This window comes from Rhodococcus sp. G-MC3, from assembly GCF_030063335.1.
GTDB lineage: Bacteria > Actinomycetota > Actinomycetes > Mycobacteriales > Mycobacteriaceae > Rhodococcoides.
In genome coordinates, this window is record NZ_JASISW010000022.1 from 80,067 (window position 1) to 95,219 (window position 15,153).

Here is a 15,153-nt window from a genome sequence, read left to right on the forward strand (position 1 = left end):
AGATATGTCGGCCAGCAGTTCGCCCATCACACACCTTTCAAGGGAGACGATCGTGGCCTACGGCTACGTGCTGTACGAGATCGCCGATTCGGTAGCGACCATCTGGCATAACCGTCCGGAGCAGCGCAATGCCGAGAACAGCCAGTTACTGGACGAGCTGAACGACGCGGTCGTGCGTGCTGGTGCTGACCCGCAGGTGCGTGCGGTGGTCTTTGAGGGCAAGGGCGGGCATTTTTCCGCTGGGCACGACCTCAAGGAGGTCAGGTCGAGCGGCAGGACTTCTCCCCGGAGGAGCGGTGGGAGTACGAGTCCCGCTCGTACATGGACTACTGCCTCAACATATTCAATCTCCCGAAGCCGACCATCGCCCTGGGTTGACGGCGTCTGTGTCGCAGGGGGTTTCATGGTTGCGAACGTGTGCGACATGATCGGCGCCGCCGACACCGCGTTCTTCGCCGACCCGGTTCTGCACACTATGGGAGTCAGCGCGGTCGAGGTGCTGGTGCACCCGTGGGTGCTCGGGCACTGTAAGGCCCGCGAATTCCTGTTCACCGGGGACCGGCTCTCCGCTGCAGATGCTCTGGCCAGCGGGATGGTCCACCGGGTCGTATCCGTCGACCAGCTCGACGAGGCGGTCGCGACGCTCGCGAACCGGGTGGCGCTCGCACCGCCGTTCGCCACCAAGGTGCTCAAGCGGTCCTTGACCGCACCCTCGTCGAGGTACAGGGCTTTCACGCTGCTCTCGACGCGTACTTCGACGGGCACCAGCTCACCCACTTCAACGATGAGGCCCGTCGCGCGAAGGCCGACGGCGGATTCTCCGAGTCCATTCAGCGCCACACAGGCGGCCACCTCGGTGCGCTGACCTTACGCACCTCACCATCCCGATTCCCCGAGAGAAGGCAGCACCAGGTCCAGCACCGAAGCCGCGTCGAGCACTACAAATGCACGGCGGAATCGGGATGACCGCCGAACACGCGATCGGCCAGTACGTCCGTCGGCTCCTGGCCATCGAGCACACCTTCGGTAGCACCGACGAACACCTCATTCTGCTCGCCGCCGGGATCCGCGATCACGACCTGATCGAGCTCTAACACCGACACGCAGCGGTGACGGCCCGTCGGCGGATGCCGCGTGCGGTCCTCGAATACATGATCTCGGCGGGGCTCCCGCCGTGGGAAATCGTCGTCGCAGCAGCCACCCACTCAGTTCACCGCCGGAGGTGCCGTCGGGGTTACGTGTCGGTGCTGATGCCGAAGCGTGCCGCTACCTCGGGATTGCCGAGCAGTCGCTGGGGGAAGCTGGGCCCGGCGTGTGCGTGTATCTCATGCAGGCGGACAGGGTCACCGCAGTGTGCGCAGGCCACGGTGGTGTGCAGCTCGTGGCCGCAGGAGTCGTGGCTCAGGATCACCGGGAGTTCTTCCCCACGGTGCGCCCAGCTGTCACCCCAGGTTTTCATCGCGGCCATGACGGGGAAGAAGTCGCGGCCCGATTCGGTCAGCACGTATTCGTGCCGGACGGGGTCGAGCTGGTATTCACGGCGTTCGAGCAGGCCGGCATCGACGAGCTTGCGCAGCCGGTCGGTGAGGGTGCTGCGAGCGATACGCAGCGAGGCGATGAACCCGTCGAATTTCGTCTCACCATAAAACACCTCGCGCAACACGAGCAGCGTCCACGCGTCACCGAGTAGGTCGGCGGTGCGGGCGATGGTGCAGGGCCAATCGGCGAAAGACGTCGTTTTCATCAGCTTCATCATATCAGTCTTTGTTTGAGACCCACTTGCGGTGACGAGGGGTAATCCACTACCGTCCTGTCAGTCTTAATATACGACTTAGCAGGAGGATGCATGTCTGACTGGAGTAGTCCACCCGCTGTCACCGTCGAACGGGAGGGTCATGTGCTGCTCATGGGCCTCAATCGCCCGAACAAGCGCAACGCGGTCACCAAGCAACTTCTCACCGAACTCGCCCAGGCGTACGGAAAACTTGAATCCGACGAGAGTCTGTGGTGTGGTGTGCTCTTCGCGCACGGGCAGCACTTCACCGGCGGGCTCGACCTGGCCGACGTCGGCGCCGATCTGGCGGCGGGAACCTTCGAGTTGCCCGCCGGGGCGCGCGACCCGTGGCGACTCGACGACCCCTGGACCAAGCCGGTGGTCGCGGCGGCGCACGGCTGGGTGATGACCCTCGGGATCGAGTTGTTGCTGGCCGCCGACATCGTGATCGCCTCCGCCGATGCCCGGTTCAAGCAGATGGAGAACCGGCGCGGCATCTACCCGTTCGGTGGCGCGAGTTTCCGCTTCCCCCAGACCGCCGGGTGGGGCAACGCCATGCGCTGGATCCTGACCGGCGACGAGTTCGACGCTGACGAGGCCTATCGCATCGGCCTCGTGCAAGAGATCGCACCTGATCCCACCGCGGCGTTGGCCACTGCTCGAGCGATCGCGGCCACGATCGCCGAGCGCTGTGCCCCGTTGGGAGTGCAGACCACGCTCGCCTCCGCGCACCGGGCCCGGTTGTCGGGTGAGCAAGCCGCGATAGAGCAGCTTCGTCCCGATATCGCGCGGCTGCTGCGTACCGCCGACGGCGTCGAGGGCATGCGCTCGTTCATCGAGCGCCGCGACGCCGTGTTCACCGGAAACTGACCGCTCCACCAACCGAAGGAGTTCACTCGATGTCTGCACCGACAGCCGCCCGCCCGGGTCTGTTCGACCTGCCCGAGGAGGTTGCCGAGGCCCGCGCCTGGGCGCACGGTTTCGCCGAGCGCTTTGTTCGCCCCGCCGCTGCGGAATACGACGAGCGTGAGGAAATGCCGTGGCCAGTGATCAAGGAGGCCGCCGCCGCCGGCCTGTATTCCGCCGATTTCGCCGTCCAGTTGCGCGATGATCCGACCGGGTTGCTGCTGCCGGTCGTGGCCGAGGAGATCTTCTGGGGTGACGGCGGGATGGGGCAGGCGCTACTGGGTACCTACCTGCCTGTTTTTGCGATGTTCAGTGCCGCGACTCCCGATCAGGTCACCGCGTGGCTGCCCGAATTCTTCGGCACCGCAAACGAACCCGCGGTCGCCGCGCTGTGTGCCAGTGAGCCCGACGCGGGCAGCGACGCGGCCGCGATCCGTACCCACGCCCGCTTCGACCAAGCCAGCGGGGAGTGGGTGATCAATGGCACCAAGACATGGGCGACCAACGGCGGCATCGCGGGCGTGCATATCGTCAACGCGGTTACCGACCCCGGCCTCGGTGCCCGCGGGCACGCGCTGTTCTACATCCCTCCGGGTACTCCCGGGCTGCGGCAGGGGCAGAAGTTCGCCAAGCATGGCCTGCGTGCCTCGCACACCGCAGAGGTTCTGCTCGAGGACGTGCGCGTACCAGCGGACAATGTGCTCGGCGGCAAGGAACAGCTCGACGCGCGCCTGGCTGCGGTCCGCGAGGGTCGACGGGTGCGGGTGCCGGCGGCCATGGCCGCGTTCGAGGCAACCCGCCCGGGCATCGGCGCCATGGCGCTGGGCGTGGCACGCGCCGCCTACGAGTACGCACTCGAATACGCCGGCGTACGCGAACAATTCGGTCGGCCCATCATCGACAACCAGGCCATCGCCTTCACCCTGGCGGATCTGGCCACCGAGATCGACGCCACCCGGCTGCTGGTGTGGCGTGCGGCGAACATGGCCGCTCGTGGGCAACGATATGCGCGCGCCGAAGGCAGCATGGCCAAGCTCAAAGCCAGCGAGGTGGCCGTGCATGCCACCGAACGCGCGATCCAGATCCTGGGCGGCAACGGCTACACACGCGACTACCCCGTGGAACGGTGGGCGCGTGATGCGAAGATCTTCCCCATCTACGAAGGCACCAGCGAGATCCAGCGCCTCATGATCGCCAGCGCGCTGACCGGCCGGAGGATCCGATGACTGCGCCGCGCTCTCCGCTCGCCGGGAAAGTCGCTGTGGTCTCCGGCGGTGGCCGCGGAATCGGCCGCATGATCACCGAAGGACTGCTGCGCGCGGGGATGAGCGTCTACATCAGCAGCCGCAAGGAGTTCGAACTCGACTCCGCCGCAGCAGAGTTGGCCGAGTTCGGCAGCGTATATGCGGTGCCGGCCGACCTCGCGACAGTCGAGGGCGTCGCCACTCTGGCAGCGACGGTATCCGCGCGCGAGCCCCATCTGCACGCGTTGATCAACAACGCGGGCGCGAACTGGGGCGCACCCTTGGACGAGTTCCCCGCCGCAGCCTGGGATCGAGTGCTCTCGGTGAACCTCAAGGGCCTGTTCATGCTTACCCAGGCCCTGACCTCGCTGCTGCGCGCCGGCGCCACACTGCATGATCCCGCACGTGTGGTCAACATCGGAAGTATCGACGGGTTGCGTTCGCCGCAGCCGGGAATGGACAACTTCTCCTACAGCGCCAGCAAGGCCGGTGTGCATTTGTTGACCCAGCAGCTCGCGGGCGCATTAGCCCCTCACGTCCTGGTCAACGCTATCGCCCCGGGCCTGTTTCCCTCGAAGATGACCGCGGGACTCCTGGCCGCAGGGGAGAGTGAACTCGCCGCACGTATTCCGCTGCGGCGAGTCGGCCGCCCGGTCGACATCGCGGGAATCACCGAATTCCTACTCGGCCCGACCAGCACCTATATCACCGGCGCGGTCATCCCGCTCGACGGCGGCCTCAACGCTCACCGCTGACGCCCCCACGGTGGGGCCGGTCCACCACCGGCCCCACCGTACGTCGTTTCTCATTAACCCAATTTCATCGAGGACTACCATGCCCGCAACCACCCCTGACCACGGCGTGCGGTCGCAACTTCCGACCAGTACTGCGCTGCCGGAAATTCCTGCTGACGCCACACCATTCGCCGCCTCCTACCGCATTCGCACCCACGACGTCGACCACCACATGCGGGTACGACTCGACGCGATCGCACGCTATCTGCAGGACATCGCGACCGACATGATCGAGGCATCACTGTTCTACGACTCGGACCCCTTCTGGATCCTGCGCCGCACCATCATCGACGTCATCTCACCCATCAGCTGGCCGGGAAACGTCGCAGTCCAGCGCTGGTGCTCGGCCACCTCCACCCGCTGGGTCAACATGCGCCAACGGGTGCGCAGCACCCATGAGAGCTCACCGTTCAACCCCCAGCGCCGCCCACCCGGACTCGTGGAAACCGAATCCTTCTGCATCAAGGTCGATCCCGCCGGATACCTCGCCCGCATCAGCGACCCCGCCCAAGCCGAACTGAGCCGCTACGTCCACGACACCCGGCTCAAGTGGCGCCCACTCAACACCGCAACGCCGCCCGACTCGGCCACCGACCGGCTGTTCTCGGTCCGCAGCAGCGACATCGACCCGTTCGGTCACGTCAACAACGCCACCTACTGGCAGGCCATCGAAGACCAACTCGAGGACAACACCGACCTACTCACCGAACCCCACCGGGCCATCGTGGAATTCCTGCGCCCCATCCCCCCGGGCGCGCACCCCCGCATCCGTGCCCGACGAACACCACGCCAGCTGTGCCTATGGATACTCCTCGAGGACGGCACGGTCGCCGCCACCGCCACCGTGCAACCTTTGCCGCCTCTGACGTCAGAACAAGGTGTCACGGACCCGTAGCGGTTCGACACGCCGAGCCCAGCTCGGCGGGAACGATCGGCGATGACAGAACACTGGATCCCATGGCAGCGACCGAGGTGGATCAGAAGCAGTTGGCCGAGCAGTTCCTGGCTCAAGCCAAGGGGCAAGGCATCGAAGTTGATGGGCTAGAGCGGGCTCCTCGATCAGCTCACCAAGAATGTCCTCGAATCGGCGTTGGACGCGGAGATGACCGAACACCTCGGCTACGAAAAACTCGACGCCGTCGGCCGCGGCAGCGGGGCAACTCCCGCAACGGCACTCGTTCGAAGACGGTACTTACAGAGATCGGGCCGGTGGAGATCGAAGTCCCGCGCGACATCGATTGCTCGTTCGCACCGCAGATCGTCAAGAAGAGGCGGCGTCGCCAGGCGATCACCCAGATATCTCGGACCGGCACAACATCGGCCCTTGTCCACATAGAACAGGAACAGAGACAGCATTCTCGGCGCAGTCATCTTGCTGTTCATCTTCAAAGCCGTTACCGGTCGGCGCTGACACCTACGCCAGCTGCTGCACCGCAGCCGACGACAGTGCGGCTCAGACACACACGAACCTCGCACCGGTCACCCCCTGGCCCCGAGCACCGAAAATGATCGATTCAAACCCGAAAGCATCTGAAGTACCCTGACTGATGTCATCGACAAGCCCAAAGCACAAGACCGATTCGACATAACGGTGCGGCGTCGTGCATGGGATCAGTGCGGTCTCGTAGCCTTTGCCCAGCGGGCTCCGGCGCGGGGGTAGTCGCGTCCGGTGTGCCTCGACAATGTCGGCGATGGCGGCCGCGCTCATCGCATCGGCGGGGAACGGCATGTGGCCCCACCGGTCGATCGGTACCGCTACCGGGCACGTCCGCTGCGGCCATTCGGTCACGTCCAAAAAATAGTGCCGCGCAGATGATCGAGCACAAGGGTGGTCGAGGCATAGCGGTCGGCGAAGCGCAACACCGTGTCCCATCGCGACCACACGTCCACCGGCCGGAACCTGGCTGGATCGTCAACGGTGAGCCGAAGTCGATGAGTTGAGACCATCGGGCGCAACGCAACGTCGAGTTTGCATCGGCGCCGATGCTCGACCAAACCATGCCGTTGACAACTGGCGCAATGATCAGTGATCATGTTGAAGGCATGGCAAACCACACGGTATTCACACAGGCGAACTGCGGGCAGATTTCTTCGCCGACACGAACAGACGGCCGCAAGAGCCGGTGGCGGGAGCACAAGATCGCACGTCGTGCGGAACTTCTCGACGGCACACTGGCAGCAATCAGACTGCACGGATGCGACATCGGACTCGATGACATTGCCGCCGAGATTGGAATATCGAAAACCCTTCTGTACAAACACTTCCTAAACAAAAACGGCCTCACCAACGCCACGATGGCGCACTATCTCGAAACAACTCTCGCCCCGCGTATCCAATCCGCGATATCTGAGAAGTTCGGCGAATACGACCTCACCCGGGCGGTCATCACCGCCTACATCGAAACAATTGCACACGACCCCGATGTCTACCTCTACGTCATGGCCAACACCACAAGCCGTGACGCCACCACGCAGGCGGAGCGCACGATCGCCGAACTTCTCGCCACCGTGCTCGGAAAACATCTGCGCACCCACGAGATGGACTCCGGCGGCTCAGTCCCGTTCGCGTTTGCGATCGTCGGTGCTGTTCGACTGGCGACACACTGGTGGATCGAACACGGGACGATGCCGATCACTGACCTCACCGACTACCTCACCATGTTCACGTGGGGAGGACTTCACGCCATCGCGGCGGCTGAAGGTTCACCAGCGAAGTTCACATCACGGCCCCGCCGCTCACCGACAGACACCCATGAACCCCGTCAGCACACTTCCGCAGTGCTGCTGACAAGTCATCAGACGGCGATGGACTGCAGTATCCAAGCGTCCCATGGAGATGACCGGCGGTAGGGTTCGGCCGGCGGTCATGCTTGCCCCGATGGACGAATTGCGAACGAGCTCACCGGACGCCCGAGTCGGAAACGACTGTAGGTCGATGGTCCAGTCAGCGGCCACCACCGCGCCCGTCCAGTCCCGTCCGGCGGATGATCGACGACCCAGAGCCTGTCTCCCACCTGTCCCCCGTCCAGCACATGGTCGGGCAGAGGCTGGGCGATATCGACGGTGAGGTCGTCGAGCACACGAAAGGCGTTTGCGCCGTCGAAGATGGTCGGTGGCGCGGCGGTTAGGAACGGCTTGTACGACGTGATCGGATGGCGCAGTGGAGGGCCGAACGTCGGGGTGCCGTCCAGGTCGACCCGAACAAGGCTGCTCGGTCCCAGGGCGCCGGTATTGGGGTCCCGTTGGCGGAACAGCAGAACAAACCCGTCCTCGACGGTGCACATCGATTCGAGGTCACCGCAATCGGTCATGCTGCGCGACTTTAGATCTCGACCCGGCCAGGCGAGGAGTAGTTCGGCCGCTGGTCTGTACCGCCGACGGGGGGTCCTGCGGCGAGGGTGACCGACCAACAGCGACGACCGACAACGTCGACATCGATGACTGGTCCCGTCGGTTTCGCCCAGTGGTTGCCCACCCAGTGCGCCGCTCGTCGCCCGAACGGGCAATTCTTTAGGTGCCCGACGACGTTCGAGGCGAGGTTACAATTACCCGCCGATGGTTTGGCTTCGGAAGAATGGCCACCTCGCCCGTCGCGGACACGCCGGCCGCTGATTCAGACCTGCACCATCTGCGAGAGAGTCGCTGCTTACTTAGCCGGGATTGACGTTTACGCGCCAACACTGCGACGACTCGCGTACTAGCTATTCTTCGCGCACTGCCCGTCAGCTCTGGTTAGGCGACGATTACCCGAGAGACTCTGCCGGGCCGTTCCCACCTAGCGCCCAGATTCTCGCTGCGGTAAAGGTCGCCGAGAGCACCAATGCGACAACAAGAACCGATGCCACCACGGTGTACGGCCTGGTACTGAAGTCGTACAACCACGCCGTTCCCACCCCCGACGCGGTCGCAGCGATGCCACCCACCGGCAGTAAGAATGCCACGCGCCTCGCTGTGCGTCGGGCGACCTCGTCACCAGTGACGCGCAAGATCGACCAGACAAACAGTAGCGCCGCACCGTAGGCGAGGACAGCGCTGACTGCGTACAGCGTCAACAAAGAAACCGTTTCTACGGCCACGCTGTAACCGGCTTGCATCCCGGTCAGCGCGTCGGCGAGCAAAACCCACACAGGTATTAAGCCAAGAACTACACCCAACAGACCCGCGGTTACTACCCGCCCGACGCGGTTTCCGCCAGCGGTGGTCATCCGTACGCCCGCGAGGTGCGCGGCACCGCCGATCAGAGCCCCCAGCACGGCTCCGACCACGGCGATCGTCAGTAATTGTCCCCAACTCGGTCCGTAGTACCGGACCGTGAAGCTGGTCGCACCGTCGCAAGTATCGGTCGAACTCCGCTTGAATCCGATATCACCAAAACCGCTCCCGAGCACGGCGATCAGGGATCCGAATACGGCGAACCAGAGGGGCAGTCTCCACATCCGGTCATCATCTCGCACCGACAAGGATTTCAGCGGCGACGCTCCGCTACCGGCAGGTAAGGAAGGGACCGTCGGGTACGTTCTTCGTATGGCTCCAACGTGGGAACAGGTGCGAGGCGCAAACTACGGCACGATGGGACGCAGCATCAGCGGAACCGTCCACCGTCCAGACGGGTCCTGGCAGCTGATCAGACACATACCGGATGCAGCGTGGCGCTACGAAAACGCCGCCGGTGAGCCCGTATTCATCGAGACACCCACCGACCGATGGTCGCGAGGGGCAGACGGGACGATGGTCCACGCCGTGAAATCTCCGAACACCATCTACGCAGTGATGGGAATCGGCTCGCCGTCGCTGCTGCTGCGCGCGTACGACACGTTCCCGCTGAGAACGACCCGCGGATTCGACGACAACCGTTTCGTCGATCCCACCACTCCCCGGCACACCACGGTCCGCGGCCGCGCTGGATGGGAGGTCAGCGGGCGTGACCAACAAGCGAACGAAAATGTGACTTACGTATTCGACGCCGAACTCGGAGTCGCGCTGCGTTGGCAGCGTGGCGAGGACTGGATGGAGCTCGCAGATCCCATTGTGGACAAGGCGTTCGACCGCGACCTGTTCTCGTGGAGCGGGCCGTCGCGGACTGAAGAAGACGAGCTGACACAGCACCAGCGGGAGCACGAGGAACGCCAGCGCGCACTGGCTGAAATCCCCCAGGCGGTGCCAACATGGCTCCCGCTGACGACGCATGTCCATCCCACTTCCGGCGATCCCCGCACCGGCGAGCTCAGCTTGTCCGTCGGCGGCAACGCACCTCAGTTCACCTTGCGTCGATGGGTGACCGCCATCGGTGAGCCCAAACTCGATTGGCCTAACGACTCGACACCCCAACGGCACCGACAGCCCCTCGGGGACTGGACGTACGAGATACGCAGCTATCAGGAGATGGATAAGGCGGACTGCGTGCGCATCGTCGAGTCGATTGTTCCCGTTGACCCACCGAACCGCAATCCAGCCGACATCAGCGCAGAGCTCGCCTCGGAGGAACACGACCGCCAGGAAGCGGAAGTGCTCGCGTCCCTGGGAACCGGACGCACGTTCGAGGATGCACGGGGATACGAATCCTTGCTCCTAAGAACCGATTTCACCGACGAAAACGCCTGGCGCACCATCGCCGTCACCGCCATGGCCCCGGTTCCTCAGGGCAGTGACATGGATTTCGCCGCCAACATCACCTGCATCGACAACCGCGTGTACGACGGTTTAACCGTCGACGGAGTGCTCAATTTGATGGGTGAGCCGCCGCCGTACTACATATTTCTCGTCGACGCCGAAACTGTCCGCAATCCCGAGATGCCCATCGTCACGGTTTACACAGGTCCCGACGACCCGGAACGTCCGCGCGGCAGAACCTTCCGCGTCATTCCCACCGAGATGTGGAGTGTGGAGAACAACCTGTCCCTCGCGAACATGGATTTCGAGGACTTCGCAGACAGTACAGGCGAAGACGGGATCTTCCGCGGGTTCTGACGAGTTTGGCAAAAGGACTACAGATTGTCGATTGAGCCCTCGACGCGGTGCCACTATCAGAACGCTACGTACACCGTAGAGCTAGCGGTCTCGCGTTTTCGGCGGGCGGGCATACGTTTGCTGTCGGTCCGTCTATCGTGCAAGTTGTTCCATATTTTCGACAGTCGACCAGACTGCGTCGACGATCGCGCAGCTCAGGCTGACCCAGCGTCGCTCATGGGGGTGCGGGTTCCGCGCCAGGACTGCAGCGGTGAGTCGGTCCAGACCGGCACTGTCGAGGACTGTGGCCATCGTGCGATCATCCACCCAGCCATCTCTCGAACACCGGACGTGCGGGCGAGCGTGTCGCAGAATCGGAATGGGTGTTTGAGATCGCGTTCAGATTGCCAGGCAGTTCGTCATTCTCATGTCGAGAGTCGTTCCCGATTGTTGGACGCGGCCTGCGTCCAACAGTGGCGGGCTTCTCCGTGTGTGAGAACGTTGCAGGGTGACACTCAAGAACAATTGGCTGCTTCTCGATGTCATCGAGCCGCGTGACATGACGGTATTGATGGTCGGTGACAAGGCGAGGCAAGGCGTGCCGTGGAGATCAGTTGTAACTCAGAATTAGAAGCAGCTACTCGACGCGGTGATCGAGTGCATTCGCTCCAAACAAATTGTGCTCGTCGATGTTTCAAGATCGCGACGCATTGCCGCTTTACCAGTGATCGAGAGCACCCACGATCGGGTGCACGGAGTGTGGGTGTGTACTTTCCCCAGTACCGAATCACCGACGACACCGGCGCCCTCGTGGTCCTTCCTGTGGGATTTGGAAGCTGGGTTCGCGATGCGCAGCGAAGCCACCGGAATGTCCTCGAGCTGGATCGATCTTGGCGTACCGACCCGGCGTCCGATCGCCGACGCCCTGCAGGCGTTCGATCTGTCGGACCAAAACGCTACCGCTCTTGCCGGTCTCGTACGTAGATCCGGAACCAGTGTGGACCGGTACACCGTCGTCGAACATCGTCCCGGCATCGATCGGCACGTACATTTCGCCGTACATTCACATTTGGGCTCTGCCCCTGAGACCTCGCCGCGGTTTCTTCGGGGCTTGTCCGTCGATATTGGCGCTGCGCCCCCATCGATTCGCCAGCCAGCACCACAGTTCGGTGACCGAATCGCGCAAGCGCTTACAACAGGGAACCAGTATCGCGCGATCTCAGATCCGGATACGCTGAATTTATTGCACTGGCACGGAACGCCTGCGCCGCGTATCGCGTGGATGGCAGACAACACAGCCGATGCGCCGATTCTGCACCCAGACGACATGCCCGCAGCGAAACAAGCGGTGGAAGATCTCCGTGCCAGCGACCCAGGCCGCAGAATCGACCTCACGGTTCGGTTCCTGACCCTCGACGGCGACTACGAACCCATCGAGTTGACGATCTCACTCATAGAACTCGAGGCGGCAAGGGCAGCTCTACTGGTCGTACTGACGGTGACGTAAAACCTTGGCAAAGAGCAGTTCACGCTAGACCCTGCGCGCGATCGTTGACTCTGGTAACTTTCCACCCAGCACACCTCGGTGTGTTTGAGGATTCATCCTTGTACACGTCGGGAGCCTCCTCCACCAACCGTGAGGTTGAAGGCCGTCTCTCACCATACTGAGAAGAACGCGGCGCACGTCCACGTCATCGGCGTACATCGTTACGGCCATGACGCGAAATCGACTGACTATCGAGCTCAGTGACTCATACATCCTGGAGGAGAGTTATGCGCAACATCAAAGCCGTCGCAGGAATCATCACCGCTGTGACGTTGTCCACCGCCGTCATCGGTGGTGGCGTAGCCGTTGCTCAACCGGCCACTACCGACGCCGACGTAGCAACTCAGACCGGCGCATCGACCGTAGAAACCGTGGATGCGGCGACGATTTCACAGGTCAACTCCATTCTTGCCCGCGAAGGATCACAGGCATTGCCTGCCGAAACCAACAAGCTGGGTTTGAGCGCAGACAACAAGCTTCTCGCCTTCGACCGCGCAGGCCAAGAGTTGGCGTTCGTCGACTCGACACCGCAGTACCGCGGTGATATCCAGCTCTACGAGGACAGCTTCCTGCAGAACGCTACGCAGGCCGTCGTCGGGTGCGTTGGCGGCGTCATCGGTTACGACGCCATCCTCGAAATCCTCCAAAAGCGTGTTGGCTACTTGGCATTCGTGAAGTTCCTCGCCGGGCGAGTGGGTTGGGGTCTGGCGGTGACCTGCGCAAGTGGCGCAGTGTCGAGTGCAATGGGATGGTGATTCTATGCGGGCAATAGTCTTTCTCCTCGTCCTCGGCCTGATCTACAAATGGCCGGTCTTCGGCGACGATCCCGGTAGCTGGTCGGCTGTCTCGCAGGGCATTGCGATCGGGGCAATAGCCTGTACAGCGGTGACGCCAGCGGGGCGGAAAGCGTTGCGACGCATCAAGGGTCGTATCGACGGTAGCTATACCTCACCCACGAGCTGACCTCTACTTCTTCGGTGTCCCCGGCCTGCAACATCGTCGGGGACACCGAAGGAGCTTGATAGACAAGCCTCCACTAGGACTAGCCCTGCTGATATGTCCGCGCCGCGTGAACTTGACTGCCCACCAGTGATCGTGCCGAGGGCACGGTGCCGACGAATAGGAACTATGGCTATGCGCCGAGCAGTTCTGGCTGTATCCCTGCTAGCCATTTCCATCTGCGGGCACGTCGCGTCGCCCCACCAGGCCCAGGGCGTGCCCGAAATCGATCCAACCACACCGGTGGGGTACCGCGTCGTCAACGGAATCGCTGACACCTCGACCCTCATCGAGGCTGCAGGAATAACACGCGACACCGGCTTGACAACCACCTCCCCATCACTCGGACAGGTCCCGGACGCACGATCGGTCTTCGGCCCCGACGAACTCGGAATGATCAACAACACCAACGCCTTCCCTTCCCGCAGCTTCGGCGCGATCGACTACAACGGTCTGGCCAACAACTGCACCGGATGGCTCGTCTCGCCAGACACCTTGGTCACAGCCGGACACTGCCTTATGAGAAATGGACAGGTCGCCTCCAACCTGACCTTCAGTCCCGCACGCAATGGAACCAGTGCCCCCGTGGGGCACTGTCCCCGCCAAAGAGATTTGGGTCGACCAGTTCTTCCCGGAGCGATCCGGACATGACTGGGGAGTTGTCAAACTCGCCGAGCCCGTAGGCAACACCGTCGGCTGGATCGGATTGAAGAACACCCAGGACGCGACCTGGGTCGGATCTACTCAGACCATCACCGGATATCCAGCAGACAAGCCGGCAGGGACAATGTGGTCCGCGAACGGTGAAATCACAGCGGAAACCGGCAACACGTTCACCTACACCACAGACACCCTTGGTGGCCAAAGCGGCTCCGCAATATACCGAGAGAACTACGCGATCGGCATACACGTGACGGGTGGTTCGCAGACCAACACCGGGACCCGCATCACCGATGAGCTCTTCGACACGATCGTCAATCTGACAGCGCGTTGAGGCGCATCGTCGATAGCGCCGTCACCCGCCCCCGAGGCCGAAAAGATCGCCGTGACCTAAAGGGGCTCAGGACATCTTTGACCGATCGTCATCGACACATGGTTACCCGCTTTTGGGGCGATGGGCGTTGGTTTTTGGATGGGTTTGGTGGAGGTTCGTGCGTATACGCCAAGCTCGATGATGCCGTCGAGGACGCGAAAGTAGTTGTCTTCGACGACGACCGTCACGATGGTTCCGGCGTGGGTACGGCCGACCTTGAGCAGCTGGCCGGTCACCACGATTCGGCCGTCTTTCGGGACGCGTCGCTGTACGCTCTGCGGCTCAGCCGGCGGCGGCGCGGGTAACGTTCCCGTAGCTTCCCGTGTGCCGGTCAGAGCCGCGACCTGGCTGGCATCGAGCGGGTTCGGCAGTGTCGCGAGCAGGACGTTGTCGAAACTGGCATAGATCAGCCCTGAGTCGATTCGCAGCGTCACTCATGCACCCGCTCGCTCGACTCCGAGGTGGAGTCGGTGACCGGCGAGAATGACGGCTCCGTCCCTGCCTGCGGTTCGGTCGACCTCGATCGGTCGCGGCTTGGTAGCGAGGTCTGCAGTGTCTACTCACCGGAGCAGCGCGAGGCGGTCCTGCTACCGACGACCCCAGCAACCCGACCCTGCCTAGTTCGCGTCGACCCATGCATGACCCAATCACGACTCCTACCCCTGCTGGTGGCGACCACCGACACGACCCCAGCAATGACGGACACCGCCCTTTTCCTTGGCGACCAACGCGCCAACGAATGCGCACTCAAGTTTTCGCGACACGGCTCGCTTAATGGGTGGTGTGAACCGCACCGGTGAGTCCGGAGACTTGGTTTCGTGTGAGTTCGGTCAGCTCGCGAGCTGATCCGATTGTCGAGTGTAGTGGAGCTGTTCGCATTCGATCGGCGGGATGTCGCCGCAGAATCCGTA

General features: G+C 62.9%; 19 protein-coding genes and 1 pseudogene. 14 read left to right on the plus strand and 6 right to left on the minus strand.

What is annotated here, in order from left to right; genetic code table 11:
- The first annotated feature begins 4 nt into the window (after positions 1 to 4).
- Both QMK17_RS21220 and QMK17_RS21225 read left to right on the plus strand, forming a co-directional pair.
- Complete coding sequence (locus QMK17_RS21220) at positions 5 to 865, plus strand: enoyl-CoA hydratase-related protein (protein WP_283511277.1); 861 nt, start codon at positions 5 to 7, stop codon at positions 863 to 865.
- 97 nt (positions 866 to 962) lie between these two features.
- Entirely contained in the window at positions 963 to 1,094 is a 132-nt protein-coding gene (locus tag QMK17_RS21225; protein ID WP_283511278.1) for a hypothetical protein, read from the plus strand.
- A gap of 140 nt (positions 1,095 to 1,234) precedes the next feature.
- Here QMK17_RS21225 and QMK17_RS21230 read toward each other — a convergent pair whose 3' ends face one another.
- Positions 1,235 to 1,744, minus strand: coding sequence for a winged helix-turn-helix transcriptional regulator (locus tag QMK17_RS21230; protein WP_283511279.1), 510 nt, complete (start codon positions 1,742 to 1,744; stop codon positions 1,235 to 1,237).
- A gap of 102 nt (positions 1,745 to 1,846) precedes the next feature.
- Between QMK17_RS21230 and QMK17_RS21235 the strand changes: the two genes are divergently transcribed.
- The 5 genes and pseudogenes from QMK17_RS21235 to QMK17_RS21255 form a co-directional block, all read left to right on the plus strand.
- Positions 1,847 to 2,644 carry a crotonase/enoyl-CoA hydratase family protein gene (locus tag QMK17_RS21235; RefSeq protein ID WP_283511280.1) on the plus strand — a complete coding sequence of 266 codons (798 nt, stop codon included), beginning with the start codon at positions 1,847 to 1,849 and terminating at the stop codon, positions 2,642 to 2,644.
- 29 nt (positions 2,645 to 2,673) lie between these two features.
- On the plus strand, positions 2,674 to 3,906 hold the full coding sequence (locus QMK17_RS21240; RefSeq protein ID WP_283511281.1) for an acyl-CoA dehydrogenase family protein: 1,233 nt from the start codon (positions 2,674 to 2,676) through the stop codon (positions 3,904 to 3,906).
- Positions 3,903 to 4,679 carry an SDR family oxidoreductase gene (locus QMK17_RS21245; RefSeq protein WP_283511282.1) on the plus strand — a complete coding sequence of 259 codons (777 nt, stop codon included), beginning with the start codon at positions 3,903 to 3,905 and terminating at the stop codon, positions 4,677 to 4,679. The genes QMK17_RS21240 and QMK17_RS21245 overlap by 4 nt, the downstream gene beginning before the upstream one ends.
- A 79-nt stretch (positions 4,680 to 4,758) precedes the next feature.
- On the plus strand, positions 4,759 to 5,613 hold the full coding sequence (locus QMK17_RS21250; RefSeq protein WP_283511283.1) for an acyl-[acyl-carrier-protein] thioesterase: 855 nt from the start codon (positions 4,759 to 4,761) through the stop codon (positions 5,611 to 5,613).
- Positions 5,614 to 5,675: 62 nt separating this feature from the next.
- Positions 5,676 to 5,999 (plus strand): annotated as a pseudogene (locus QMK17_RS21255) (transposase); the annotation flags it as partial.
- 172 nt (positions 6,000 to 6,171) lie between these two features.
- Here QMK17_RS21255 and QMK17_RS21260 read toward each other — a convergent pair.
- On the minus strand, positions 6,172 to 6,507 hold the full coding sequence (locus QMK17_RS21260; RefSeq protein ID WP_283511297.1) for a hypothetical protein: 336 nt from the start codon (positions 6,505 to 6,507) through the stop codon (positions 6,172 to 6,174).
- Positions 6,508 to 6,761: 254 nt separating this feature from the next.
- On the opposite strand from QMK17_RS21260, the gene QMK17_RS21265 reads away from it, so the two are divergent.
- Complete coding sequence (locus tag QMK17_RS21265) at positions 6,762 to 7,568, plus strand: TetR/AcrR family transcriptional regulator (RefSeq protein WP_283511284.1); 807 nt, start codon at positions 6,762 to 6,764, stop codon at positions 7,566 to 7,568.
- Positions 7,569 to 7,582: 14 nt separating this feature from the next.
- Here QMK17_RS21265 and QMK17_RS21270 read toward each other — a convergent pair whose 3' ends face one another.
- Positions 7,583 to 8,029: a hypothetical protein gene (locus tag QMK17_RS21270; protein WP_283511285.1), complete on the minus strand. Its 447-nt coding sequence runs from the start codon at positions 8,027 to 8,029 to the stop codon at positions 7,583 to 7,585.
- A gap of 432 nt (positions 8,030 to 8,461) precedes the next feature.
- Positions 8,462 to 9,154, minus strand: coding sequence for a hypothetical protein (locus QMK17_RS21275; protein ID WP_283511286.1), 693 nt, complete (start codon positions 9,152 to 9,154; stop codon positions 8,462 to 8,464).
- Positions 9,155 to 9,242: 88 nt separating this feature from the next.
- Between QMK17_RS21275 and QMK17_RS21280 the strand changes: the two genes are divergently transcribed.
- Positions 9,243 to 10,685 carry a DUF6924 domain-containing protein gene (locus QMK17_RS21280; protein ID WP_283511287.1) on the plus strand — a complete coding sequence of 481 codons (1,443 nt, stop codon included), beginning with the start codon at positions 9,243 to 9,245 and terminating at the stop codon, positions 10,683 to 10,685.
- A 132-nt stretch (positions 10,686 to 10,817) separates the two neighbouring features.
- Here QMK17_RS21280 and QMK17_RS21285 read toward each other — a convergent pair whose 3' ends face one another.
- On the minus strand, positions 10,818 to 10,976 hold the full coding sequence (locus QMK17_RS21285) for a hypothetical protein (RefSeq protein WP_283511288.1): 159 nt from the start codon (positions 10,974 to 10,976) through the stop codon (positions 10,818 to 10,820).
- Between the two features lie 412 nt (positions 10,977 to 11,388).
- Here QMK17_RS21285 and QMK17_RS21290 point away from each other — a divergent pair, with 412 nt between their 5' ends.
- The 5 genes from QMK17_RS21290 to QMK17_RS21310 all read left to right on the plus strand — a co-directional run bounded on the left by QMK17_RS21290 (position 11,389) and on the right by QMK17_RS21310 (position 14,203).
- On the plus strand, positions 11,389 to 12,171 hold the full coding sequence (locus tag QMK17_RS21290; protein WP_283511289.1) for a hypothetical protein: 783 nt from the start codon (positions 11,389 to 11,391) through the stop codon (positions 12,169 to 12,171).
- 266 nt (positions 12,172 to 12,437) lie between these two features.
- A complete protein-coding gene (locus tag QMK17_RS21295; RefSeq protein ID WP_283511290.1) occupies positions 12,438 to 12,965 on the plus strand; it encodes a hypothetical protein in 528 nt (175 codons plus the stop codon).
- A 4-nt stretch (positions 12,966 to 12,969) separates the two neighbouring features.
- A complete protein-coding gene (locus QMK17_RS21300; protein ID WP_283511291.1) occupies positions 12,970 to 13,173 on the plus strand; it encodes a hypothetical protein in 204 nt (67 codons plus the stop codon).
- A 171-nt stretch (positions 13,174 to 13,344) separates the two neighbouring features.
- Positions 13,345 to 13,860, plus strand: a complete 516-nt coding sequence (locus QMK17_RS21305) for a trypsin-like serine peptidase (RefSeq protein WP_283511298.1) — start codon at positions 13,345 to 13,347, stop codon at positions 13,858 to 13,860.
- Complete coding sequence (locus QMK17_RS21310; RefSeq protein ID WP_283511292.1) at positions 13,778 to 14,203, plus strand: trypsin-like serine peptidase; 426 nt, start codon at positions 13,778 to 13,780, stop codon at positions 14,201 to 14,203. Before QMK17_RS21305 ends, QMK17_RS21310 begins: the two co-directional genes overlap by 83 nt.
- A gap of 56 nt (positions 14,204 to 14,259) precedes the next feature.
- On the opposite strand, the gene QMK17_RS21315 is transcribed toward QMK17_RS21310, so the two are convergent.
- Positions 14,260 to 14,676 (minus strand): hypothetical protein, encoded by a 417-nt coding sequence (locus QMK17_RS21315; RefSeq protein WP_283511293.1) that lies wholly within the window; start codon positions 14,674 to 14,676, stop codon positions 14,260 to 14,262.
- Positions 14,677 to 15,153: the final 477 nt, after the last annotated feature.

Excerpts from the sequence above, each read along its gene's own strand:
- QMK17_RS21220 (WP_283511277.1), top strand. The coding sequence starts at position 5 with ATGTCGGCCAGCAGTTCGCCCATCACACACCTTTCAAGGGAGACGATC.
- QMK17_RS21225 (WP_283511278.1), top strand. The coding sequence starts at position 963 with ATGACCGCCGAACACGCGATCGGCCAGTACGTCCGTCGGCTCCTGGCC.
- QMK17_RS21230 (WP_283511279.1), bottom strand. The coding sequence starts at position 1,744 with ATGAAAACGACGTCTTTCGCCGATTGGCCCTGCACCATCGCCCGCACC.
- QMK17_RS21235 (WP_283511280.1), top strand. The coding sequence starts at position 1,847 with ATGTCTGACTGGAGTAGTCCACCCGCTGTCACCGTCGAACGGGAGGGT.
- QMK17_RS21240 (WP_283511281.1), top strand. The coding sequence starts at position 2,674 with ATGTCTGCACCGACAGCCGCCCGCCCGGGTCTGTTCGACCTGCCCGAG.
- QMK17_RS21245 (WP_283511282.1), top strand. The coding sequence starts at position 3,903 with ATGACTGCGCCGCGCTCTCCGCTCGCCGGGAAAGTCGCTGTGGTCTCC.
- QMK17_RS21250 (WP_283511283.1), top strand. The coding sequence starts at position 4,759 with ATGCCCGCAACCACCCCTGACCACGGCGTGCGGTCGCAACTTCCGACC.
- QMK17_RS21265 (WP_283511284.1), top strand. The coding sequence starts at position 6,762 with ATGGCAAACCACACGGTATTCACACAGGCGAACTGCGGGCAGATTTCT.
- QMK17_RS21270 (WP_283511285.1), bottom strand. The coding sequence starts at position 8,029 with ATGACCGATTGCGGTGACCTCGAATCGATGTGCACCGTCGAGGACGGG.
- QMK17_RS21275 (WP_283511286.1), bottom strand. The coding sequence starts at position 9,154 with ATGTGGAGACTGCCCCTCTGGTTCGCCGTATTCGGATCCCTGATCGCC.
- QMK17_RS21280 (WP_283511287.1), top strand. The coding sequence starts at position 9,243 with ATGGCTCCAACGTGGGAACAGGTGCGAGGCGCAAACTACGGCACGATG.
- QMK17_RS21285 (WP_283511288.1), bottom strand. The coding sequence starts at position 10,976 with ATGGCCACAGTCCTCGACAGTGCCGGTCTGGACCGACTCACCGCTGCA.
- QMK17_RS21295 (WP_283511290.1), top strand. The coding sequence starts at position 12,438 with ATGCGCAACATCAAAGCCGTCGCAGGAATCATCACCGCTGTGACGTTG.
- QMK17_RS21300 (WP_283511291.1), top strand. The coding sequence starts at position 12,970 with ATGCGGGCAATAGTCTTTCTCCTCGTCCTCGGCCTGATCTACAAATGG.
- QMK17_RS21305 (WP_283511298.1), top strand. The coding sequence starts at position 13,345 with ATGCGCCGAGCAGTTCTGGCTGTATCCCTGCTAGCCATTTCCATCTGC.
- QMK17_RS21310 (WP_283511292.1), top strand. The coding sequence starts at position 13,778 with ATGGAACCAGTGCCCCCGTGGGGCACTGTCCCCGCCAAAGAGATTTGG.